Origin of the sequence: Kribbella sp. NPDC051952 (assembly GCF_040680855.1) — a bacterium.
GTDB lineage: Bacteria > Actinomycetota > Actinomycetes > Propionibacteriales > Kribbellaceae > Kribbella.
In genome coordinates, this window is the sequence record NZ_JBFAXQ010000013.1 from 159,726 (window position 1) to 179,017 (window position 19,292).

Here is a 19,292-nt window from a genome sequence, read left to right on the forward strand (position 1 = left end):
CGTCCACCGATGGGCGGACGCGGACTGTAGTACTTCTAGTCGGCGAGTGGGCCGATCTTGACACCGAGTTTGCCCAGCTCGGCCTCACCGCCGTCGAGCGCGGTCAGCACCCAGGGACCCTGCGGGGTGAGAGTGAACGTGTGCTCGGTGTGAGCGGCGGCGCGGCCGTCGTCGGTGACCACGGTCCAGTCGTCCTCGAGCGTGTGGTTCTCCTGCTTGCCGAGGGTGAGCATCGGCTCGACCGCGAGCGCCAGACCCTCGATCAGCTTGGGGCCACGGCCCGGACGGCCGAAGTTCGGCACGTTCGGCGGCTGGTGCATCGCCGAGCCGATCCCGTGCCCGACGAAGTCTTCCACGATCCCGTACGACGAATTCGCCCGTACGAACGTCTCGACCGCGGCGGAGATGTCCGTGAGCCGGCCACCGAGCTTGGCGGCGGCGAACCCGTGCCACATCGACTCGGCGCAGATCCGGGCCAGCTCGAGCAACTCGGCGTCGACCTCGCCCACCGCCACCGTGATCGCGGCGTCGCCGTGCCAGCCGTCGACGATCGCGCCACAGTCGATCGAGATCAGATCCCCCTCGGCCAGCACGCGGCCGCCGGGGATGCCGTGCACGATCTCTTCGTTCACCGACGCGCAGATCGAGCCGGTGAAACCGTGGTAGCCCTTGAACGACGGCGTCGCGCCGGCCGAACGGATGTTGTCCTCGGCGATCGCGTCGAGCTCGCCGGTGCTGATACCGGGCCGGACCTCACCGCGGAGCAGTTCCAGCGTGCGGCCGACGACCAGGCCGGCCGCACGCATGGAGAGGATCTGCTCGCGGGTCTTGATCTCGATCCCGCGGTCCCGAAACATCATGGGGTTATTCGGTCACCGTCTTGAGGGCGGCGAGCACGCGCTCGCTCACCTCGTCGATCTCACCGACTCCGTCCACCTCGACCAGCAGGCCGCGCTGCTCGTACACACTCAGCAGCGGCTTGGTCTCGGCGGTGTAGACGTCCTGCCGGTGCCGGATGACCTCTTCGGAGTCGTCCGTCCGGCCGTCGGTCTGGGCCCGCTTCAGCATCCGGCCCACCAGTACGTCGGTGTCGGCGACCAGCGCCACCACCGCGTCCAGCTTGTGGCCGTGGTCGGCCAGGATGTCGTCCAGCGTGCCCACCTGGGCCACCGTCCGCGGGTACCCGTCGAGCAGGAAGCCCGAACCCGCGTCTGCCTCGGACAAACGGTCGCGCACCATCGCGTTGGTGACCTCGTCCGGGACGTAGTCCCCGGCGTCCATGTAGCGCTTCGCTTCGAGCCCGAGCGGCGTCTCGTCCTTGACGTTCGCACGGAAGATGTCGCCGGTGGAAACGGCCGGGATATTCAGGCGATCAGCAAGCACCTTTGCCTGCGTGCCCTTGCCCGCCCCGGGCGGACCCATCAGCAACATTCTCATCAGCGCAGGAACCCTTCGTAGTTACGCTGCTGCAGCTGACTCTCGATCTGCTTCACCGTGTCCAGTCCGACGCCGACCATGATCAGGATCGACGTACCACCGAACGGGAAGTTCTGGTTCGCGTTCAGCAGAACCAGGGCGACCAGCGGGATCATCGAGATCGCCGCGAGGTAGATCGCGCCGGGCAGCGTGATGCGGTCCAACACGTACTTCAGGTACTCCTCCGTCGGCCGTCCCGCCCGGATCCCGGGAATGAAGCCGCCGTACTTCTTCATGTTGTCCGCGACTTCCTTCGGGTTGAAGGTGATCGAGACGTAGAAGTAGGTGAAGAAGATGATCAGAGCGACGTACGTCGCCATGTAGATCGGGTGGTCGCCCTTGACCAGGTTCCCCTGGATCCAGTTCGCCCAGGGTTTGCCCTGCTGGAACTGGCTCACGAGCACGGGGAGGTAGAGCAGGCTGGAGGCGAAGATGACCGGGATGACACCGGCCTGGTTCACCTTCAGCGGGATGTACGTCGAGGTGCCGCCGAACATCTTCCGGCCGACCATCCGCTTGGCGTACTGGACCGGGATCCGGCGCTGCGCCTGTTCGATGAAGATGACCGCGGCCATGATCACCAAACCGATCGCGATCACCACCACGAAGGTGGGGATGCCCTTCTCCTTACGGATGTTCCACAGCTGGGTCGGGAAGGTGGCGACGATCTGGGTGAAGATCAGGATCGACATGCCGTTGCCGACACCGCGGTCGGTGATCAGCTCGCCCAGCCACATGATCACGCCGGTACCGGCGGTCATGGTCAGCACCATCACGCTGATCGTGAACCAGTCGTCCTTGTACAGCAGCGGCTCGGAGCAACCCTGGAACAGGCGGCCCGGCGTGCGGGCCAGCGCCACGAACGCGGTCGACTGCAGGATCGCGAGGCCGACGGTCAGGAACCGGGTGTACTGCGTGATCTTGGCCTGTCCCGCCTGGCCCTCCTTCTTCAGCGACTCGAGCCGCGGGATCACCACGGTGAGCAGCTGGAGGATGATGCTGGCGGTGATGTACGGCATGATGCCGAGCGCGAAGATCGCGAGCTGCAGCAGCGCGCCGCCGGAGAACAGGTTGATCAGGTTGTAAAGGTTCGCGTTCGCACCACCCTGCGAGATCTTGATACAGGTGTGCAGCGACTGGACGTTCACCCCGGGGGCCGGCACGACCGAGCCGATCCGGAAGATCACGACGATGAAGAGCACGAACAAGATCTTCCGGCGCAGGTCCGGAGTCTTGAACGCGTTGGCAAAGGCGCCTAACACCCTGTCCTCCCACAAGTTTCCTCTGCCCCGGGCAGGGCAGGGGCCAAGCAAAGCAGCTGGGCAAGAGACGAACCAGGGCTCGTCCGACCGGCGCAGGATATCAAGCGCCGGCACACACGAGCCCTGGACCTCGTCACACCTCGGTGATGGTTCCCCCGGCCGCCGTGATCTTCTCACTCGCGGACTTGGAGAACTTGTGCACCGAAACCTGCAGTGCCACGGTCAGTTCGCCGTCACCCAGTACCTTGACCGGCTGACCGCTACGAACCGCACCCTTGGCGACCAGATCGGCGATGCCGACCTCGCCACCGTCGGGGAACAGTTGTCCGAGCTTGTCCAGGTTAACGACCTGGAACTCCACCCGGTTCCTGCTCTTGAAGCCCTTCAGCTTCGGGAGCCGCATGTGCAGCGGCATCTGGCCACCCTCGAACCACTCGGGGATGTTGTTGCGGGCCTTGCTGCCCTTCGTACCGCGGCCGGCCGTTTTGCCCTTGCTGCCCTCACCACGACCCACACGGGTCTTGGCGGTCTTGGCGCCGGGCGCCGGACGCAGGTGATGAACCTTCAGCGCCATGTCAGTCGACCTCCTCGACGGTGATGAGGTGGCGAACCGTACGCACCATGCCCCGGATCTCCGGGCGGTCGTCGTGAACGGCGACGTCGCCGATCCGCTTCACGCCCAGCGTCCGCAGGGTGTCGCGCTGGTTCTGCTTGCCACCGATGCCGGAACGGGTCTGGGTCACCTTCAGGCGTGCCATCAGGAAACGACCTCCGCCCGCGCCTTCAGCAGTGCCGCCGGGGCGACGTGCTCGACCGGCATACCGCGACGCGCGGCCACGGCTTCCGGAGTCTCCAAGGCCTGCAGCGCGGCCACCGTGGCGTGCACCACGTTGATCGCGTTGGAGGAACCCAGCGACTTGCTCAGGATGTCGTGGATCCCGGCGCACTCCAGTACGGCGCGTGCCGAGCCACCCGCGATCACACCGGTACCGGGAGCGGCCGGACGCAGCATGACAACGCCTGCGGCCTTCTCGCCCTGGACCGGGTGCGGGATGGTGCCCTGGATCCGCGGCACCTTGAAGAACGACTTCTTGGCCTCCTCGACACCCTTGGCGATCGCCGCGGGCACCTCCTTGGCCTTGCCGTAACCCACACCGACGGTGCCTTCACCGTCGCCGACGACCACGAGGGCGGTGAAGCTGAAGCGACGACCACCCTTCACGACCTTGGCAACACGGTTGATGGCTACCACGCGCTCGATGTAGGCGGTCTTGTCAGCTGCCTGACCGCGACCACCGTCGCGACCACGGCGCTCACCACCGGCGCCGCCTCCGCGACGCTGCTGGCCTCCGCTCATTTCGAACTACCTTCTTCCCTTTGTGTCGCCATGTCAGAAGCCGAGCCCGCCCTCACGGGCGGCGTCGGCCAGTGCCGCGATGCGGCCGTGGTACTTGTTCCCGGCCCGGTCGAAGACGACCGCGTCGATGCCTGCGGCCTTGGCCCGGTCGGCGATCAGGCCGCCGACGGTCTTGGCCTTGTCGGTCTTGTTCGCCTCCGCGCCACGCAGGTCGGCCTCCATGGTGGAGGCGGACACCAGCGTCGTGCCGGCCACGTCGTCGATGACCTGAACGAACAGGTGCTTCGAGGACTTGGTGACCACCAGGCGCGGCCGGTCGGCCGTGCCGTTGATCTTCTTCCGGACCCGGATCTGGCGACGCAGACGCGACGCCGTCTTCTTGGCGGAGTGCTTGTGCGGACGCAGTCCGATCGCCATGGTTACTTACCAGCCTTTCCGACCTTGCGGCGTACCTGCTCGCCGGCGTACCGCACGCCCTTGCCCTTGTACGGCTCAGGCTTGCGCAGCTTGCGGATGTTGGCGGCAACCTCGCCGACGGACTGCTTGTCGATGCCCTGCACCGAGAAGCGGGTCGGCGCCTCCACCGCGAACGTGATGCCTTCCGGCGCGTCCACCGTGATGGTGTGGCTGTACCCGAGCGAGAACTCCAGCTGGGTCGGTCCCTTGGACAGGACGCGGTACCCGACGCCGACGATCTCGAGCTTCTTCTCGTAGCCCTCCGTCACACCGGTCACCAGGTTGGCGATCAGGGTGCGGGACAGGCCGTGCAGTTCCTTGCTCTTGCGCTGGTCGTCGGGGCGGCTGACGGCGATGGTGCCGTCCTCGTCCCGGTTGACCGCGATGGGCTCAGCCACGACATGCGAGAGCTGACCCTTGGGACCCTTCACGGTGACCGTCTGGCCGTCGATCGTGACGTCGACGCCGGACGGGACCGTGACCGGGAGTTTGCCGATGCGAGACATTTCAGTGGTCCTCCTTCCGGTTCTTCGTCACCAGACGTAGGCGAGGACTTCCCCGCCGACGCCCTTGTTCTTGGCCTGGCGGTCCGTCAGTAGTCCCTGGGACGTCGAGATGATCGCGACGCCCAGGCCACCGAGGACCTTGGGCAGACTGGTCGACTTCGCGTAGACCCGCAGGCCCGGCTTGCTGATCCGGCGGACGCCCGCAATGGAGCGCTCCCGGCTCGGGCCGAACTTGAGGTCGACGATCAGGGTCTTGCCGACGGCGCCCTCCTTGGGCTCCTCCACCTGGTAGGAGGAGATGTAACCCTCCTGCTGGAGAATGTCGGCGATGCCCTGCTTGATCTTGCTGTACGGCATCGAGGTCGACTCGTGGTACGCCTGGTTGGCGTTGCGCAGACGCGTCAGCATGTCTGCGATCGGGTCGGTCATCGTCATGGCCTGGGGCCTCTTTCCCGCCGTGGTTTCGCCGGCCGGCGACCTACGGTGACTAGATGGTGAATGGAGAAAAGATCGGGGGTGGAGACGGTCACCAGCTGGACTTGGTCACACCGGGCAGCTCGCCCCGGTGCGCCATCTCCCGCAGGCAGATCCGGCACAGGCCGAACTTGCGGAAGACCGCCTTCGGCCGGCCGCAGCGCTGGCAGCGGGTGTAACCGCGCACCGCGAACTTCGGCTTCCGGGCCTGCTTGACCTTGAGTGCTGTCTTCGCCACGTCAGTTCTCCTTGAACGGGAAACCGAGCTGCCGCAGCAGGGCCCGGCCCTCGTCGTCGTTCTTCGCGGTGGTCACCACGGTGATGTCCATACCCCGGACCCGGTCGATGCGGTCCTGGTTGATCTCGTGGAACATCACCTGCTCGGTCAGACCGAAGGTGTAGTTCCCGGTGCCGTCGAACTGCTTGGGCGACAGACCGCGGAAGTCGCGGATCCGGGGCAGCGCGAGCGCCAGCAGCCGGTCCAGGAACTCCCACATCCGGTCGCCGCGCAGCGTCACGTGGGCGCCGATCGGCATACCCTCACGCAGCTTGAACTGCGCGATGGACTTGCGGGCCTTGGTCACCTGGGCCTTCTGCCCGGTGATCGCGGCCAGGTCCTTGACCGCGCCGTCGATCAGCTTGGAGTCGCGAGCCGCCTCGCCGACACCCATGTTCACCACGATCTTGGTGAGGCCGGGCACCTGCATGACGTTCTCGAACTGGAACTGCTCCTGCAGCTTGCCGACGATCTCTTCGCGGTACTTCGTCTTCAGCCGCGGCTGAACCTTGGTGTTCTCGGTAGCCGTCGCAGTCATCAGATCTCCTCGCCGGTACGCCGCGCGATCCGGACGCTCCGGAAACCGGTGTACGTCGAGCCGTCGGGGCGCCGCTTCTGCACCTCGACGCGGTTGTAACCGACGCGGGTGGTCACCTTCTGCTTCTTGCCGTCCTTCTCGACCTCGACCAGAAGCATCACGTTCGAGACGTGGATCGGGGCTTCCTGGGTGACGATGCCACCGGTGGTGCCGCCGCGCTGGGCCTGCTGCACCTTGGTGTGCTTCTTGACCCGGTTCACGCCCTCGACGACGACCTTCTCGGCGTCGGGCATGACCTGGATGATCTTGCCCTCGAGACCCTTGGACTTACCGGCGATCACGCGGACCGTGTCGCCCTTCTTCACGTGCAGCTTCCTCTGTGCAGCCATCTCAGAGCACCTCCGGGGCAAGCGAGATGATCTTCATGAACCGCTTCTCGCGCAGCTCCCGGCCGACCGGCCCGAAGATGCGGGTGCCTCGGGGCTCGCCGTCGGCCTTCAGGATCACCGCGGCGTTCTCGTCGAAGCGGATGTAGGAGCCGTCCGGACGCCGGCGCTCCTTCACGGTCCGCACGACGACCGCCTTGACGACGTCACCCTTCTTCACACCACCGCCGGGGATCGCGTCCTTGACGGTGGCGACGATCGTGTCACCGACACCGGCGTAGCGCCGACCGGAGCCACCGAGAACGCGGATGCACAAGATCTCCTTGGCACCCGTGTTGTCGGCGACCTTCAGTCGCGACTCCTGCTGGATCATCTGTTGATCTCCTGGTTGTCTCGCTGGTTCTCACTCACGTGAGCCTTGCGGAACGAATAATTTCGATTGGTTGCCGGTCAGGCCGGAACGACTACTTCGCCTTCTCGAGGATCTCCACGACGCGCCACCGCTTGGTGGCCGACAGCGGCCGGGTCTCCATCAGGAGGACACGGTCGCCGATGCCGGCTGCGTTCTGCTCGTCGTGCGCCTTGAGCTTGCTGGTACGCCGGATGACCTTGCCGTACAGCTTGTGCTTGACCCGGTCCTCGACCTCGACGGTGACGGTCTTGTCCATCTTGTCGCTCAGCACCAGACCCTCACGGGTCTTCCGGCTGCCTCGCTTCACGTCGGGGGTCGTGCTCACGGTGTCGTCCTTCGCTGCGTTCTCGGTCATGCCTTGCTCCCAGCCTTCTCGCTGTCGTCCGCGACCTCTTCGGTCTCGACCTCGGCCTCGGCGGCGGGGGCGTCGACCTCATCGGTGATGCCGAGCGCACGCTCGCTCATCACCGTGTAGATGCGGGCGATGTCCTTGCGGACGGCGCGCAGCCGGCCGTGGGACTCCAGCTGGCCCGTGGCAGCCTGGAACCGGAGGTTGAACAGCTCCTCCTTGGCTTCACCGAGCTTGCTCAGCAGCTCGTCCCGGCCCAGGTTCCGCAGCTCGGCGGCGGTCAGGATAGCCATCAGTTCTCACCTGCCTCTCGGGTGATGAAGCGGCACTTCATCGGCAACTTGTGAATCGCGCGGCGCAGGGCCTCGCGAGCGATGTCCTCAGGTACACCGGAGAGCTCGAACAGCACCCGGCCGGCCTTGACGTTGGCGATCCACCACTCCGGCGAACCCTTACCGGAACCCATCCGGGTCTCGGCAGGCTTCTTGGTCAGCGGGCGGTCCGGGTAGATGTTGATCCACACCTTGCCGCCACGCTTGATGTGCCGGGTCATCGCGATACGCGCGGCCTCGATCTGCCGGTTGGTGACGTAGTGGTTCTCCAGCGCCTGGATACCGAACTCACCGAACGCCAGCGTGGTGCCGCCCTTGGCAGCGCCGGAGCGCTTCGGGTGGTGCTGCTTGCGGTGCTTGACCTTGCGGGGGATGAGCATGGTTCAGCTCTCCGTTCCGGTCGTCTCGGCAGGCTTCTCGGCAGCCGGCGCGCTCGCCTCGGCGGCCGGAGCCGCGTTGCGGGCGTTGTCCCGGCGGTCGTCGCGACGGCCACCGCGGTCACCACGGTCGCGGTCGCCACCACGGCCACCACGGTCGTCGCGACGGGCCGGCCGACGCTGCTGGGTGGCGGCGCGGGCCGCGGCCTGCGCCTCGCGCTCGGCCCGGGAGCCGGCCACGTCACCCTTGTAGATCCAGACCTTCACGCCGATCCGGCCGAACGTCGTACGGGCCTCGTAGAAGCCGTAGTCGATGTCCGCACGGAGCGTGTGCAGCGGCACCCGACCTTCGCGGTAGAACTCCGACCGCGACATCTCGGCGCCACCCAGACGGCCGGAGCACTGGATCCGGATACCCAGGGCGCCGCCACGCATGGTGGTCTGCATCGCCTTGCGCATCGCGCGGCGGAACGCCACGCGGCCGGACAGCTGCTCGGCCACACCCTGTGCGACCAACTGAGCGTCGACCTCGGCGTTCTTCACCTCGAGGATGTTCAGCTGCACCTGCTTGCCGGTGAGCTCCTCCAGGCTGCCGCGGATCCGGTCCGCCTCGGCGCCACGGCGACCGATGACGATGCCCGGACGAGCAGTGTGGATGTCGACCCGGACGCGGTCACGGGTGCGCTCGATCTCCACGCGGGAGATGCCGGCGCGCTCCATGCCCTTGCTCAGCAGGCGACGGATCTTGACGTCCTCGCCCACATAGTCCTTGTACAGCTTGTCGGCGTACCAGCGGCTCTTGTGGTCCGTGCTGATGCCGAGACGGAACCCGTGCGGGTTGACCTTCTGTCCCACGTCAGGACTCCTTCTTCTCAGCGGTGGCCTTCTTGGCGGCCGACTTCTTGGCGGTCGCCTTCTTGGCCGGCTTCTCGGCGGTGTCGGCCTGGTCGGCCTTGGCCGCAGACTTCTTCGCTGGCGCCTTCTTGGCCGTGCCCGCCTTCGCGGAGTCGGCCTTCTTCGTGGTGGCCTTCTTCGCGGACTTCTTGGCGGGAGCCTTCTCGACCGGCTCGTCCTCGACCCGCGGGGTCACCACGACGGTGATGTGGCTGGTCCGCTTGTCGATCCGGGTGGCCCGGCCCTGGGCACGCGGGCGGTGACGCTTCAGCGTCGGCCCCTCGTCCACCAGGACCTTGGTCACGACCAGGTCGGCCCGGCTCAGGTGCTCGGTGCCCTCGGCGTTCGCCGCGGCGCTGTCGACGACCTTGTACACGGTCGCGGCAGCGGCCTGCGGGGCGAACTTCAGAGTGGCGAGTGCGTCGTCGACGCCCAGACCGCGCACCAGATCGCCCACGCGGCGCGCCTTCATCGGCGTCACGCGGACGAAGCGCGCGACCGCGAAGGCCCCGGGCTCTTCGCCCAGCAGGCTCTCGCGACGGGCGCTGGTCGCCCTACGCTCTTGAACGCTCATGATGTTCGAATCTCTCCGTAGGTTGCTTTCGCTTCGTCACTGACCATGGGTCAGCGACGCCGTGACTTCCGGTCGTCCTTCTCGTGACCCTTGAACGTCCGGGTCGGGGCGAACTCGCCGAGCTTGTGCCCGACCATCGCGTCCGTCACGAACACCGGCACGTGCTTGCGGCCGTCGTGCACCGCGAGCGTGTGGCCGATCATGTCCGGCACGATCATCGATCGGCGGGACCAGGTCTTGATGACGTTGTGGGTGCCCTTCTCGTTCTGCACCTCCACCTTCTTCATCAGGTGGTGGTCGACGAACGGGCCCTTCTTGAGGCTGCGTGGCATTCTGGCCGGCTCCTATCAGCGCTTCTTGCCGGCCTTGCGGCGCCGGACGATCATGCGGTCGCTTTCCTTGCGGGTGCGGGTACGGCCCTCAGGCTGACCCCACGGGGACACCGGGTGGCGACCACCCGAGGTCTTACCCTCACCACCACCGTGCGGGTGGTCGACCGGGTTCATCGCGACACCGCGGACGGTCGGGCGCTTGCCCTTCCAGCGCATCCGGCCCGCCTTGCCCCAGTTGATGTTCGACTGCTCGCCGTTGCCGACCTCACCGAGGGTGGCGCGGCAGCGCACGTCGACCATCCGGACCTCGCCGGACGGCATCCGCAGGGTGGCCATCCGGCCTTCCTTCGCGACCAGCTGAATGCTGGTACCGGCCGAGCGGCCCATCTTCGCGCCGCCACCCGGGCGCAGCTCGACGGCGTGCACCGTGGAGCCGACCGGGATGTTGCGCAGCGGCAGGTTGTTGCCCACCTTGATGTCGGCACCCGGACCGTTCTCGACGATCGTGCCCTGCTTCAGGTTCGACGGGGCGAGGATGTAGCGCTTCTCGCCGTCGACGTAGTGCAGCAGTGCGATCCGCGCGGTGCGGTTCGGGTCGTACTCGATCTCGGCGACCTTGGCCGGCACACCGTCCTTGTCGTACCGCTTGAAGTCGATCAGGCGGTACGCACGCTTGTGACCGCCACCGTGGTGCCGGGTGGTGATCTTGCCGGAGTTGTTCCGGCCGCCCTTCTTCGGCAGCGGGCGCAGCAACGACTTCTCAGGGGTCGAACGGGTGAGCTCGACGAAGTCGGCCACGCTCGAGCCACGACGGCCCGGCGTTGTCGGCTTGTACTTGCGGATCCCCATTACGACTGGCCTCCGAAGATGTCGATGCGGTCGTCGCCCTTGAGGGTCACGATCGCTCGCTTGGTGTCCGGGCGCTTGCCCCAGCCGGCACGAGTGCGGCGGCGCTTGCCCTTGCGGTTGAGGGTGTTGACGTCGTTGACCTTGACCTTGAACACCTTCTCGACCGCGAGCTTGATCTCGGTCTTGTTGGCGTCCGGTGCGACCTCGAACGTGTACTTCTGCTCGTCCAGCAGGCCGTAGCTCTTCTCGCTCACGACCGGCCGGAGCAGCACGTCGCGGGGGTCCTTGTTGACTCCGTGGCTCATGCCTCTGCCTCCTCGGCCTCAGTCGACGTGGCGACGGCCTTGACGGACTTGCCCTTGGGCGCGCCGGCGACGAACGAGTCGAGCGCGCTCTTGGTGAACACGACCGCGTCGCTGCACAGCACGTCGTACGCGTTCAGCTGGTCGGCCGCGATCAGGTGCACGTGCTGCACGTTGCGCAGGCTCAGCCAGGTCAGCTCGTCGGCACGGTCGACCACGACCAGCGCCTTGCCCGGATCGGTGACCTCGCCGAGCACCTTCAGCGCCGACTTGGTGGAGGGCTTGTCGCCGTCCACGAAGCTCTCGACGACGAACACGCGGCCGTCACGGGCCCGGTCCGACAGCGAGCCGCGGAGCGCGGCGGCGATCATCTTCTTCGGGGTCCGCTGGCTGTAGTCACGCGGCGTGGGGCCGTGGACGACGCCACCACCGGTGAACTGCGGCGCACGGGTCGAGCCCTGACGGGCGCGACCGGTGCCCTTCTGGCGGTACGGCTTGGCGCCACCGCCGGACACCTCGCCCCGGGTCTTGGTCTTGTGCGTGCCCTGACGGGCCGCGGCCAGCTGGGCCACCACTACCTGGTGGATCAGCGGGATGTTGACCTGGACGTCGAACAGCTCGGCCGGAAGCTCGGCGGAGCCCTTCTTGCTGACCTTGTCGCCCTTCACGACGACGACGTCGACGGTGCTCACTTCGCAGCTCCCTTCGCGGCGTTGCGGATCAGCACGAGGCCGCCCTTGGGGCCGGGAACCGCACCCTTCAGCAGGATCAGGCCGCGCTCGGTGTCGACCGCGTGCACGGTGATGTTCTGCGTGGTGATCTGCTCGTGGCCCATCCGGCCCGCCATCCGCAGGCCCTTGAAGACCCGGCCCGGGGTGGCGCAGCCGCCGATGGAGCCCGGCGACCGGTGCTTCTTGTGCACACCGTGGGTGGCGCGCAGACCGTGGAAGCCGTGCCGCTTCATCACACCGGCGAAGCCCTTGCCCTTGCTGGTGGCGGAAACGTCGACCCGCTCACCGGCCTCGAAGGCCTCGGCCTTGATCTCCTGGCCCAGCGTGTACTCGCTGGCGTCGGCGGTGCGCAGCTCCAGCAGGTGGCGCCGCGGCGTCACGCCGGCCTTGTCGAAGTGACCGCGCATCGGCTTGGTCACCTTGCGGGGGTCGATGTCGCCGAAGGCGATCTGGACGCCGTCGTACCCGTTGCGGTCCGAGGTGCGAACCTCGGTCACGACGCACGGGCCGGCCTGGATCACGGTGACGGGGACGACTCGGTTGTTCTCGTCCCAGGTCTGGGTCATGCCGAGCTTGGTGCCCAGCAGACCGCGCGTGTTCTTAGTGGAAATGCTCATTGGTTGTTCGCGTCCCTCAGAGCTTGATCTCGATGTCGACGCCGGCCGGGAGGTCGAGCCGCATCAGCGAGTCAACGGTCTTCGGCGTGGGGTCGATGATGTCGATGAGCCGCTTGTGGGTGCGCATCTCGAAGTGCTCGCGGCTGTCCTTGTACTTGTGCGGCGAGCGGATGACGCAGAACACGTTCTTTTCCGTCGGCAACGGCACCGGGCCAGCAACCTTCGCACCAGTACGCGTCACCGTGTCGACAATCTTGCGCGCCGAGCTGTCGATGACCTCGTGGTCGTAGGCCTTCAGCCGGATGCGGATCTTTTGTCCCGCCATCGCTTCGCTTCGTCCTTCTCTATCGTCTTCGCGTTCGTTGCTCCGACCCCCGCGGTCGGGTGTGTCGTGCACGCGGAACGTGCGTGACCCACCGCTTCGTCGACCTGGAGTGGTGATCGGGGCCCGGTCTCGGACCGGAACCTCGGCATGGTCTCCGGTCCGGCGCACCAGCCAGACGACAGTCTGGGGCGCGCCCCGGCGGCCTCGCCTGAGCAACCTGAATATTGTGCCCTAGATCGGCGTGTAAACGCCAATCGGGTGGCTTTCCGCCTGATCCGGTACCACCTGAGCGCCGGATCAGGCGCAAAGCAGAGGTCCGCGGGGGCTCAGTGGTGCGAGCCCTCGCGGACCTCGTGAGATCACTTGATGATCTTGGTGACCCGGCCGGCGCCGACGGTGCGGCCACCTTCACGGATCGCGAACTTCAGGCCCTCTTCCATGGCGATCGGCTGAATCAGCTCGACCGACATGTCGGTGTTGTCGCCCGGCATGACCATCTCGGTGCCCTCGGGCAGCGTGACGACGCCGGTGACGTCCGTGGTGCGGAAGTAGAACTGCGGGCGGTAGTTCTGGAAGAACGGCGTGTGACGGCCGCCCTCCTCCTTCGACAGGATGTAGACCGAAGCGTCGAAGTTGGTGTGCGGGGTCGTGGTGCCCGGCTTGATGACAACCATGCCGCGCTCGACGTCCTCGCGCTTGGTGCCACGAAGCAGCAGACCGACGTTCTCACCGGCCTGGCCCTCGTCGAGCAGCTTGCGGAACATCTCGATACCGGTGACCGTCGTGGTCTGCTTCTCCGGACGGATGCCGACGATGTCGACCGTCTCGTTGATCTTGACGACGCCGCGCTCGATCCGGCCGGTGATGACCGTACCGCGACCGGTGATGGTGAAGACGTCCTCCACCGGCATCAGGAACGGCTTGTCGATCTCACGGGTCGGCTGCGGGATGTAGGAGTCGACCGCGTCCATCAGCTCGATGATCGACTCGCCCCACTTGGCGTCGCCCTGCAGCGCCGGGTGCGCGGCAACCCGCACGATCGGCGCGTTGTCACCGTCGAACTCCTGCTCCGAGAGCAGCTCGCGGACCTCGAGCTCGACGAGCTCCAGGATCTCCTCGTCGTCGACCATGTCGCACTTGTTCAGCGCCACGACCATCGCCGGCACGCCGACCTGACGGGCGAGCAGCACGTGCTCACGCGTCTGCGGCATCGGGCCGTCGGTGGCGGCGACGACCAGGATCGCACCGTCCATCTGGGCCGCACCGGTGATCATGTTCTTGATGTAGTCCGCGTGACCCGGGCAGTCAACGTGGGCGTAGTGCCGGGCCTCGGTCTGGTACTCGACGTGCGCGATGGAGATGGTGATACCGCGCTGACGCTCTTCGGGCGCCTTGTCGATCTGATCGAAGGCCGACGCCTCGTTGAGGTTCGGGTACTTGTCGTGCAGCACCTTGGTGATCGCCGCGGTAAGCGTGGTCTTACCGTGGTCGATGTGACCGATGGTGCCGATGTTGACGTGCGGCTTGGTCCGCTCGAACTTCGCCTTCGCCACTGGGGCCCTCCTGGATAAATGTTGACTACGCCGTACGCCGACGCGCTTGGGGTGTGGTGGTCAGGAGCGAGAGATTACTCGCCCCGGGCCTTCTTGATGATCTCTTCCGCCACGTTCTTCGGAACCTCGGCGTAGGAATCGAACTGCATCGAGTACGAAGCGCGGCCCTGCGTCTTGGAACGCAGGTCACCGACGTACCCGAACATCTCCGACAGCGGCACCAGGGCCTTCACGACCCGGCTGCCACCGGGGCCTTCGTCCATCGACTGGATCTGGCCGCGGCGTGAGTTGAGGTCGCCGATCACTTCACCCATGTAGTCCTCGGGTGTGGTGACCTCGACGGAGAACATCGGCTCGAGGATGACCGGAGTCGCCCGCCGGGCGGCGTCCTTGAAGGCCATCGAACCGGCGATCTTGAATGCGAGCTCGGACGAGTCGACGTCGTGGTAGGCGCCGTCGGTCAGCGTGACCTTGACGTCCACCATCGGGTAGCCGGCCAGTACGCCGAACTCCATCGCCTCCTGGGCGCCCTCGTCCACCGACGGGATGTACTCCCGGGGGATGCGGCCACCGGTGACGGAGTTGACGAACTCGTAGCCACCCTCGCCACCGGCCTCGACCGAAGTCGGCTCGATGTTGATGATCACACGCGCGAACTGACCTGAACCACCGGTCTGCTTCTTGTGCGTGTAGTCGACCTTCTCGACCTTCTTCTTGATGGTCTCGCGGTAGGCGACCTGCGGCTTGCCGACGTTCGCCTCGACCCGGAACTCGCGCTTCATCCGGTCGACCAGCACCTCGAGGTGCAGCTCGCCCATACCGGCGATGATGGTCTGGCCGGTGTCCTCGTCGGTCCGAACCTGGAAGGTCGGGTCCTCCTCGGCGAGCCGCTGGATCGCGACGCCCAGCTTCTCCTGGTCGCCCTTCGACTTGGGCTCGATGGCGACCGAGATGACCGGGGCCGGGAACTGCATCGACTCCAGTACGACGGGCTTGGCCGGGTCGGCCAGCGTCTCACCGGTGGTGGTGTCCTTCAGACCCATCACGGCGACGATGTGGCCGGCGCCGATCGACGCGATCTCCTCACGCTTGTTCGCGTGCATCCGGTAGATCTTGCCGATCCGCTCCTTGCGCCCCTTGGTGGGGTTCAGGACCTGGGTGCCGGTCTCGAGCTTGCCCGAGTACACCCGGATGAAGGTCAGCTTGCCCAGGTGCGGGTCGGCCGCGATCTTGAACGCCAGCGCCGAGAACGGCTCGCTGTCGTCCGGCTTGCGCAGCACGACCTGGTCCGAGTCCTTGACGTCGTGGCCCTCGATGGCCGGGACGTCGAGCGGGCTGGGCAGGAAGGCGTTGATCGCGTCGAGCAGGGGCTGGACGCCCTTGTTCTTGAACGCGGTGCCGGTCAGGACCGGGGTCAGCTTGCTGGCGATGGTGGCCCGCCGGATAGCGGCGACGACCTGCTCCTGGGTGGGCTCGTCGCCCTCCAGGTACATCTCCATGATCTCGTCGTCGGCCTCGGCCAGCGTCTCGATCAGCTTGTCGCGCCACTCGGCCGCGATCTCGGTGTGGCTGGCCGGGATCTCCTCGACCGTGTAGTCCTCACCCATCGTGGTCTCGCCGCGCCAGGTCAGCGCGCGCATGCCGATCAGGTCGACGACGCCGATGAAGTCCGACTCCGCACCGATCGGCAGCTGCAGCACCAGCGGCACCGCGGCCAGCCGGTCGATGATCATGTCGACGCAGCGCATGAACTCCGCGCCGGTCCGGTCCAGCTTGTTGACGAAGCAGATCCGGGGAACGCCGTACCGGTCGGCCTGGCGCCACACGGTCTCGGACTGGGGCTCGACACCGGCAACGCCGTCGAACACGGCTACCGCACCGTCGAGCACGCGCAGCGAGCGCTCCACCTCGACGGTGAAGTCGACGTGGCCCGGGGTGTCGATGATGTTGATGGTGTGGTCTTTCCAGGTGCAGGTCGTCGCGGCGGACGTGATGGTGATGCCGCGCTCCTGCTCCTGCTCCATCCAGTCCATCGTGGCGGCGCCGTCGTGGACCTCACCGATCTTGTAGGTGATACCGGTGTAGAAGAGGATCCGCTCGGTCGTCGTCGTCTTGCCGGCGTCGATGTGAGCCATGATCCCGATGTTGCGGACCTTGGCCAGGTCGGTGGTGATTTGTACGGCCACCTCGGTGGTCTACCTCTCGATTCTGTACTGCTGCCAAAGGGTGAACTCTGGGGTCCGGATCGGACCCCGGATCACCAGCGGTAGTGGGCGAAAGCCTTGTTGGCTTCGGCCATCTTGTGCGTGTCTTCGCGGCGCTTGACCGAGGCTCCCAGGCCGTTGGAGGCATCCAGGATCTCGTTCATCAGGCGCTCGGCCATGGTCTTCTCGCGACGAGCGCGGGAGTACGACGTCAACCAGCGCAGCGCCAGCGTGGTGGAGCGACCGGGCTTGACCTCGATCGGCACCTGGTAGGTGGCGCCACCGACGCGGCGGCTCTTGACCTCGATGCTCGGCTTCACGTTGTCCAGCGCACGCTTCAGCGTGATCACCGGGTCGGTGCCGGTCTTGGTCCGGGTGCCCTCGAGCGCGTTGTAGACGATGCTCTGCGCGATCTGCTTCTTGCCGTCGACCAGGATCTTGGAGATCAACTGGGTAACGAGCGGCGAACTGTAGACCGGGTCGATGATGACCGGACGCTTCGGGGCGGGGCCCTTGCGCGGCATTAGCTCTTCTCCTTCTTCGCGCCGTAGTGGCTGCGCGCCTGCTTCCGGTTCTTCACACCCTGGGTGTCGAGCGAACCGCGGATGATCTTGTACCGGACACCCGGGAGGTCCTTCACACGACCGCCACGCACGAGCACGATCGAGTGCTCCTGCAGGTTGTGGCCGACACCGGGGATGTACGCGGTGACCTCGATGCCGCTGGTCAGGCGGACACGCGCGACCTTACGAAGGGCCGAGTTCGGCTTCTTCGGTGTGGTCGTGTAGACGCGCGTGCACACACCGCGACGCTGAGGGGAACCCTTCAGGGCGGGCGTCTTGTTCTTGGACACCTTGTCCTGGCGGCCCTTGCGGACCAGCTGCTGAATGGTGGGCACCGCGTAGGTCTCTTTCTGTCGTCCGGCTATCTCTCTGCTCTTGCTTGCCTGACCCCCGCGGTCGGGTGTGTCGCGTGTGCACGGGCGTACCGAAGCCGTAATCTTCCAGACTGTCGGCAGGATTCCCGTGCCACGCGCGCAGACCCGATGAAGAGGGGCACGCATGACGGCCCAGGATGACCCGGGCACGATCGTTAAGACTAGCGGCTGCCTCAAGCACGGTCAAAATGAGTAACCGACCGGGGCTGAGGTCTGTCCGCTCTTCCAGCTTACAGGGTCACCGCGGTGACCCGGTCGCGACGCTCTGAGGACCTCACCACCGGCGGTCTGGCCGTGATCGTGCTGGTACGACGGCCAGACCACTTGCCGGTGGAATCAGGCCCGGAACTCGACCTCGGTGATCGATCCGTCGGTGACCCGGTACAGCGCCAGCATCGGGGTCGGATCGCCGGAATCGTAGGCGAGGATGTGCTCGACCACCCACTCGCCGAGCATCAGCTTCTGCACCACCTCGGTCTTGCAGCGGCCGGCGTCGAACCGTGGCCGGTAGTGCTCCCGGAGGAACCGGCGGCCCTTCAGCTCGGTGCCGTCCGCGAGCAGGATCCGGGCGGTCGGCGAGTACATCGCCAGGAACGCCTCGAGGTCGTGTGCGGCGTACGCAGCGTGTTCGCGGCCGATCACCCGTGCGGCCTGGGTATCGGCCGTGACAGCGGCAATGGTGGCCGCTCCGAGGTCTGCCAGCGGCGGGGTCTTGACAACCGGAGCCGGGGTGACGGGTGGCGTGGCAGCTGGTGTGGCAGTCGGTGCGGCGGGTGGCGCGGCCGGCGGGGTGATCGGGAGGGTGGCGGGCGCCGGCTGACTGGCGGGTTCAGCAGGTGCCTGCACGGTGGGTGCCGGGGCTCGCTTCACTGCGGCCGCCTTCTTCGCCGTGGCCGGCGGACGAGTGCTGGTCGGCGGACGGGAGGTGGTCGGCGGGCGAGTGGTGGTCTTGGTCTGCGGTGGCGGGACGAGGAGTTTTTCCTGGCCGTCCGGATCCTCACCCAGGTGGGCGATGGCCCAGTCCAGGGCCTTGGTGACGGCGGCGCGTGATTCTTCGGTGTGGTCGAGCATGTCGAACCCGTGGTGCCCTTTCGGTACGTCGATGATGTCCAACGCGGTGCCACCTGCGGAGACGAACTCCGCGACCGGGCCGGCGAGCTCCTCATGCTCGAGCCCGGCCCTGGTCAGCAGCACCGGCAGGTCCTTGTGTTTGCCGATCACTTCGGCGGCATTGACCAAATCGTCGACACCGGGCGGGGTGGCGAGGAGCGGATAGGTGAGGGCGACCAGACGCAACCAGTCGGGGCGGCTGTCCAGCCACTCCCCTGCCAGCAGGCCGGCGCCGGAGAAGAACCACAGGCCGACCCGGTCGGGGTCGACTCGTGGATCCGAACGCAGTACGCCGACCGCAGTCTCCACCTCGTCCGCGGCGGTGACCAACTGGTCGAACCCGCGGATCAAACTGTGGTCGACGACAGCTGCCACCAGTCCTCGTCTGGCGGCGGCGGTCGCGTAACCCCGGTAGACCGGCCAGTCCCGAGGCATCACCTCGAGGCCGTCGGGCCCAGGACCCCCGTGCACGAACAAGATCGCACCGGTCCGGGCGGTGCCGGCCGGCCGATAGAAGTCGATCTCCCCAAGTCTGTCCACCCGGACATCAGGCCCATCCAAAACTCCCAGGACGAAAGGCCGCAGGTAGGCCGGGAGATCCGTCATGGACCAATCTTGGCGCATCAGCCGGACACTTTCAGCCGCCACCCCGAGTGTCTTAC

Annotated in this window: 28 protein-coding genes and 1 pseudogene; all 29 read right to left on the reverse strand. The window is 66.6% G+C overall.

The genetic code is table 11. From position 1 onward, the window contains the following. Nucleotides 1-35 precede the first annotated feature (35 nt). Nucleotides 36-860, reverse strand: coding sequence for a type I methionyl aminopeptidase (gene map / locus AB0L70_RS24200; protein WP_363687745.1), 825 nt, complete (start codon nt 858-860; stop codon nt 36-38). Between the two features lie 4 nt (nt 861-864). Then, nucleotides 865-1,437, reverse strand: coding sequence for an adenylate kinase (locus AB0L70_RS24205; protein WP_363687747.1), 573 nt, complete (start codon nt 1,435-1,437; stop codon nt 865-867). Next, nucleotides 1,437-2,738, reverse strand: a complete 1,302-nt coding sequence (secY, locus tag AB0L70_RS24210) for a preprotein translocase subunit SecY (RefSeq protein ID WP_363687749.1) — start codon at nt 2,736-2,738, stop codon at nt 1,437-1,439. The genes AB0L70_RS24205 and secY overlap by 1 nt, the downstream gene beginning before the upstream one ends. A 133-nt stretch (nt 2,739-2,871) precedes the next feature. Continuing rightward, nucleotides 2,872-3,312: a 50S ribosomal protein L15 gene (gene rplO / locus AB0L70_RS24215; protein WP_363687751.1), complete on the reverse strand. Its 441-nt coding sequence runs from the start codon at nt 3,310-3,312 to the stop codon at nt 2,872-2,874. A 1-nt stretch (nt 3,313) separates the two neighbouring features. Further along, complete coding sequence (gene rpmD, locus AB0L70_RS24220; protein WP_012923669.1) at nt 3,314-3,496, reverse strand: 50S ribosomal protein L30; 183 nt, start codon at nt 3,494-3,496, stop codon at nt 3,314-3,316. Next, entirely contained in the window at nt 3,496-4,095 is a 600-nt protein-coding gene (gene rpsE, locus AB0L70_RS24225; protein WP_363687754.1) for a 30S ribosomal protein S5, read from the reverse strand. The genes rpmD and rpsE overlap by 1 nt, the downstream gene beginning before the upstream one ends. Before the next feature lie 33 nt (nt 4,096-4,128). Further along, the gene (rplR, locus tag AB0L70_RS24230; protein WP_363687756.1) at nt 4,129-4,512 is read right to left on the reverse strand and encodes a 50S ribosomal protein L18; all 384 of its coding nucleotides are present in this window, start codon (nt 4,510-4,512) and stop codon (nt 4,129-4,131) included. A gap of 2 nt (nt 4,513-4,514) precedes the next feature. Further along, entirely contained in the window at nt 4,515-5,057 is a 543-nt protein-coding gene (gene rplF, locus AB0L70_RS24235) for a 50S ribosomal protein L6 (RefSeq protein ID WP_363687758.1), read from the reverse strand. Nucleotides 5,058-5,084: 27 nt separating this feature from the next. Continuing rightward, nucleotides 5,085-5,492: a 30S ribosomal protein S8 gene (rpsH, locus tag AB0L70_RS24240; protein ID WP_363687760.1), complete on the reverse strand. Its 408-nt coding sequence runs from the start codon at nt 5,490-5,492 to the stop codon at nt 5,085-5,087. A 91-nt stretch (nt 5,493-5,583) separates the two neighbouring features. Continuing rightward, the gene (locus AB0L70_RS24245; protein WP_012923674.1) at nt 5,584-5,769 is read right to left on the reverse strand and encodes a type Z 30S ribosomal protein S14; all 186 of its coding nucleotides are present in this window, start codon (nt 5,767-5,769) and stop codon (nt 5,584-5,586) included. A gap of 1 nt (nt 5,770) precedes the next feature. Further along, nucleotides 5,771-6,346 carry a 50S ribosomal protein L5 gene (rplE, locus tag AB0L70_RS24250; RefSeq protein ID WP_363687762.1) on the reverse strand — a complete coding sequence of 192 codons (576 nt, stop codon included), beginning with the start codon at nt 6,344-6,346 and terminating at the stop codon, nt 5,771-5,773. Then, a complete protein-coding gene (gene rplX / locus AB0L70_RS24255; RefSeq protein ID WP_363687764.1) occupies nt 6,346-6,735 on the reverse strand; it encodes a 50S ribosomal protein L24 in 390 nt (129 codons plus the stop codon). Before rplX ends, rplE begins: the two co-directional genes overlap by 1 nt. A 1-nt stretch (nt 6,736) precedes the next feature. Then, entirely contained in the window at nt 6,737-7,105 is a 369-nt protein-coding gene (gene rplN, locus AB0L70_RS24260) for a 50S ribosomal protein L14 (protein ID WP_012923677.1), read from the reverse strand. A 91-nt stretch (nt 7,106-7,196) separates the two neighbouring features. After that, the gene (gene rpsQ / locus AB0L70_RS24265; protein ID WP_363687767.1) at nt 7,197-7,499 is read right to left on the reverse strand and encodes a 30S ribosomal protein S17; all 303 of its coding nucleotides are present in this window, start codon (nt 7,497-7,499) and stop codon (nt 7,197-7,199) included. Beyond that, nucleotides 7,496-7,786, reverse strand: coding sequence for a 50S ribosomal protein L29 (gene rpmC / locus AB0L70_RS24270; RefSeq protein ID WP_363687769.1), 291 nt, complete (start codon nt 7,784-7,786; stop codon nt 7,496-7,498). Before rpmC ends, rpsQ begins: the two co-directional genes overlap by 4 nt. Then, entirely contained in the window at nt 7,786-8,205 is a 420-nt protein-coding gene (gene rplP / locus AB0L70_RS24275) for a 50S ribosomal protein L16 (protein ID WP_363687771.1), read from the reverse strand. Before rplP ends, rpmC begins: the two co-directional genes overlap by 1 nt. 3 nt (nt 8,206-8,208) lie before the next feature. Further along, nucleotides 8,209-9,057, reverse strand: coding sequence for a 30S ribosomal protein S3 (gene rpsC / locus AB0L70_RS24280; RefSeq protein WP_363687773.1), 849 nt, complete (start codon nt 9,055-9,057; stop codon nt 8,209-8,211). Between the two features lie 121 nt (nt 9,058-9,178). Continuing rightward, nucleotides 9,179-9,670: pseudogene (gene rplV, locus AB0L70_RS24285) on the reverse strand (50S ribosomal protein L22); the annotation flags it as partial. A 50-nt stretch (nt 9,671-9,720) separates the two neighbouring features. After that, the gene (gene rpsS / locus AB0L70_RS24290) at nt 9,721-10,002 is read right to left on the reverse strand and encodes a 30S ribosomal protein S19 (RefSeq protein WP_363687775.1); all 282 of its coding nucleotides are present in this window, start codon (nt 10,000-10,002) and stop codon (nt 9,721-9,723) included. Nucleotides 10,003-10,017: 15 nt separating this feature from the next. Next, complete coding sequence (gene rplB / locus AB0L70_RS24295) at nt 10,018-10,851, reverse strand: 50S ribosomal protein L2 (protein WP_363687777.1); 834 nt, start codon at nt 10,849-10,851, stop codon at nt 10,018-10,020. After that, complete coding sequence (rplW, locus tag AB0L70_RS24300; RefSeq protein WP_329003464.1) at nt 10,851-11,156, reverse strand: 50S ribosomal protein L23; 306 nt, start codon at nt 11,154-11,156, stop codon at nt 10,851-10,853. Before rplW ends, rplB begins: the two co-directional genes overlap by 1 nt. Further along, nucleotides 11,153-11,845 (reverse strand): 50S ribosomal protein L4, encoded by a 693-nt coding sequence (rplD, locus tag AB0L70_RS24305; RefSeq protein WP_363687780.1) that lies wholly within the window; start codon nt 11,843-11,845, stop codon nt 11,153-11,155. Before rplD ends, rplW begins: the two co-directional genes overlap by 4 nt. Continuing rightward, nucleotides 11,842-12,501, reverse strand: coding sequence for a 50S ribosomal protein L3 (gene rplC / locus AB0L70_RS24310; protein WP_363687782.1), 660 nt, complete (start codon nt 12,499-12,501; stop codon nt 11,842-11,844). Before rplC ends, rplD begins: the two co-directional genes overlap by 4 nt. Nucleotides 12,502-12,517: 16 nt before the next feature. After that, complete coding sequence (gene rpsJ / locus AB0L70_RS24315; RefSeq protein ID WP_012923688.1) at nt 12,518-12,826, reverse strand: 30S ribosomal protein S10; 309 nt, start codon at nt 12,824-12,826, stop codon at nt 12,518-12,520. A gap of 359 nt (nt 12,827-13,185) precedes the next feature. Continuing rightward, a complete protein-coding gene (gene tuf / locus AB0L70_RS24320) occupies nt 13,186-14,379 on the reverse strand; it encodes an elongation factor Tu (protein WP_363687784.1) in 1,194 nt (397 codons plus the stop codon). A gap of 74 nt (nt 14,380-14,453) precedes the next feature. Then, nucleotides 14,454-16,565, reverse strand: coding sequence for an elongation factor G (gene fusA / locus AB0L70_RS24325; protein WP_363687786.1), 2,112 nt, complete (start codon nt 16,563-16,565; stop codon nt 14,454-14,456). A gap of 71 nt (nt 16,566-16,636) precedes the next feature. Beyond that, on the reverse strand, nt 16,637-17,107 hold the full coding sequence (rpsG, locus tag AB0L70_RS24330) for a 30S ribosomal protein S7 (protein ID WP_363687788.1): 471 nt from the start codon (nt 17,105-17,107) through the stop codon (nt 16,637-16,639). After that, entirely contained in the window at nt 17,107-17,481 is a 375-nt protein-coding gene (gene rpsL / locus AB0L70_RS24335; RefSeq protein ID WP_328526112.1) for a 30S ribosomal protein S12, read from the reverse strand. Before rpsL ends, rpsG begins: the two co-directional genes overlap by 1 nt. A 375-nt stretch (nt 17,482-17,856) precedes the next feature. Then, nucleotides 17,857-19,236, reverse strand: coding sequence for a nuclear transport factor 2 family protein (locus AB0L70_RS24340; protein ID WP_363687791.1), 1,380 nt, complete (start codon nt 19,234-19,236; stop codon nt 17,857-17,859). Between the last annotated feature and the right edge of the window lie 56 nt (nt 19,237-19,292).

Excerpts from the sequence above, each read along its gene's own strand:
- map (WP_363687745.1), bottom strand. The coding sequence starts at position 860 with ATGATGTTTCGGGACCGCGGGATCGAGATCAAGACCCGCGAGCAGATC.
- AB0L70_RS24205 (WP_363687747.1), bottom strand. The coding sequence starts at position 1,437 with ATGAGAATGTTGCTGATGGGTCCGCCCGGGGCGGGCAAGGGCACGCAG.
- rplO (WP_363687751.1), bottom strand. The coding sequence starts at position 3,312 with ATGGCGCTGAAGGTTCATCACCTGCGTCCGGCGCCCGGCGCCAAGACC.
- rpmD (WP_012923669.1), bottom strand. The coding sequence starts at position 3,496 with ATGGCACGCCTGAAGGTGACCCAGACCCGTTCCGGCATCGGTGGCAAG.
- rpsE (WP_363687754.1), bottom strand. The coding sequence starts at position 4,095 with ATGAGCGGAGGCCAGCAGCGTCGCGGAGGCGGCGCCGGTGGTGAGCGC.
- rplR (WP_363687756.1), bottom strand. The coding sequence starts at position 4,512 with ATGGCGATCGGACTGCGTCCGCACAAGCACTCCGCCAAGAAGACGGCG.
- rplF (WP_363687758.1), bottom strand. The coding sequence starts at position 5,057 with ATGTCTCGCATCGGCAAACTCCCGGTCACGGTCCCGTCCGGCGTCGAC.
- rpsH (WP_363687760.1), bottom strand. The coding sequence starts at position 5,492 with ATGACGATGACCGACCCGATCGCAGACATGCTGACGCGTCTGCGCAAC.
- rplE (WP_363687762.1), bottom strand. The coding sequence starts at position 6,346 with ATGACTGCGACGGCTACCGAGAACACCAAGGTTCAGCCGCGGCTGAAG.
- rplX (WP_363687764.1), bottom strand. The coding sequence starts at position 6,735 with ATGGCTGCACAGAGGAAGCTGCACGTGAAGAAGGGCGACACGGTCCGC.
- rplN (WP_012923677.1), bottom strand. The coding sequence starts at position 7,105 with ATGATCCAGCAGGAGTCGCGACTGAAGGTCGCCGACAACACGGGTGCC.
- rpsQ (WP_363687767.1), bottom strand. The coding sequence starts at position 7,499 with ATGACCGAGAACGCAGCGAAGGACGACACCGTGAGCACGACCCCCGAC.
- rpmC (WP_363687769.1), bottom strand. The coding sequence starts at position 7,786 with ATGGCTATCCTGACCGCCGCCGAGCTGCGGAACCTGGGCCGGGACGAG.
- rplP (WP_363687771.1), bottom strand. The coding sequence starts at position 8,205 with ATGCTCATCCCCCGCAAGGTCAAGCACCGCAAGCAGCACCACCCGAAG.
- rpsS (WP_363687775.1), bottom strand. The coding sequence starts at position 10,002 with ATGCCACGCAGCCTCAAGAAGGGCCCGTTCGTCGACCACCACCTGATG.
- rplB (WP_363687777.1), bottom strand. The coding sequence starts at position 10,851 with ATGGGGATCCGCAAGTACAAGCCGACAACGCCGGGCCGTCGTGGCTCG.
- rplW (WP_329003464.1), bottom strand. The coding sequence starts at position 11,156 with ATGAGCCACGGAGTCAACAAGGACCCCCGCGACGTGCTGCTCCGGCCG.
- rplC (WP_363687782.1), bottom strand. The coding sequence starts at position 12,501 with ATGAGCATTTCCACTAAGAACACGCGCGGTCTGCTGGGCACCAAGCTC.
- rpsJ (WP_012923688.1), bottom strand. The coding sequence starts at position 12,826 with ATGGCGGGACAAAAGATCCGCATCCGGCTGAAGGCCTACGACCACGAG.
- rpsG (WP_363687788.1), bottom strand. The coding sequence starts at position 17,107 with ATGCCGCGCAAGGGCCCCGCCCCGAAGCGTCCGGTCATCATCGACCCG.
- AB0L70_RS24340 (WP_363687791.1), bottom strand. The coding sequence starts at position 19,236 with ATGACGGATCTCCCGGCCTACCTGCGGCCTTTCGTCCTGGGAGTTTTG.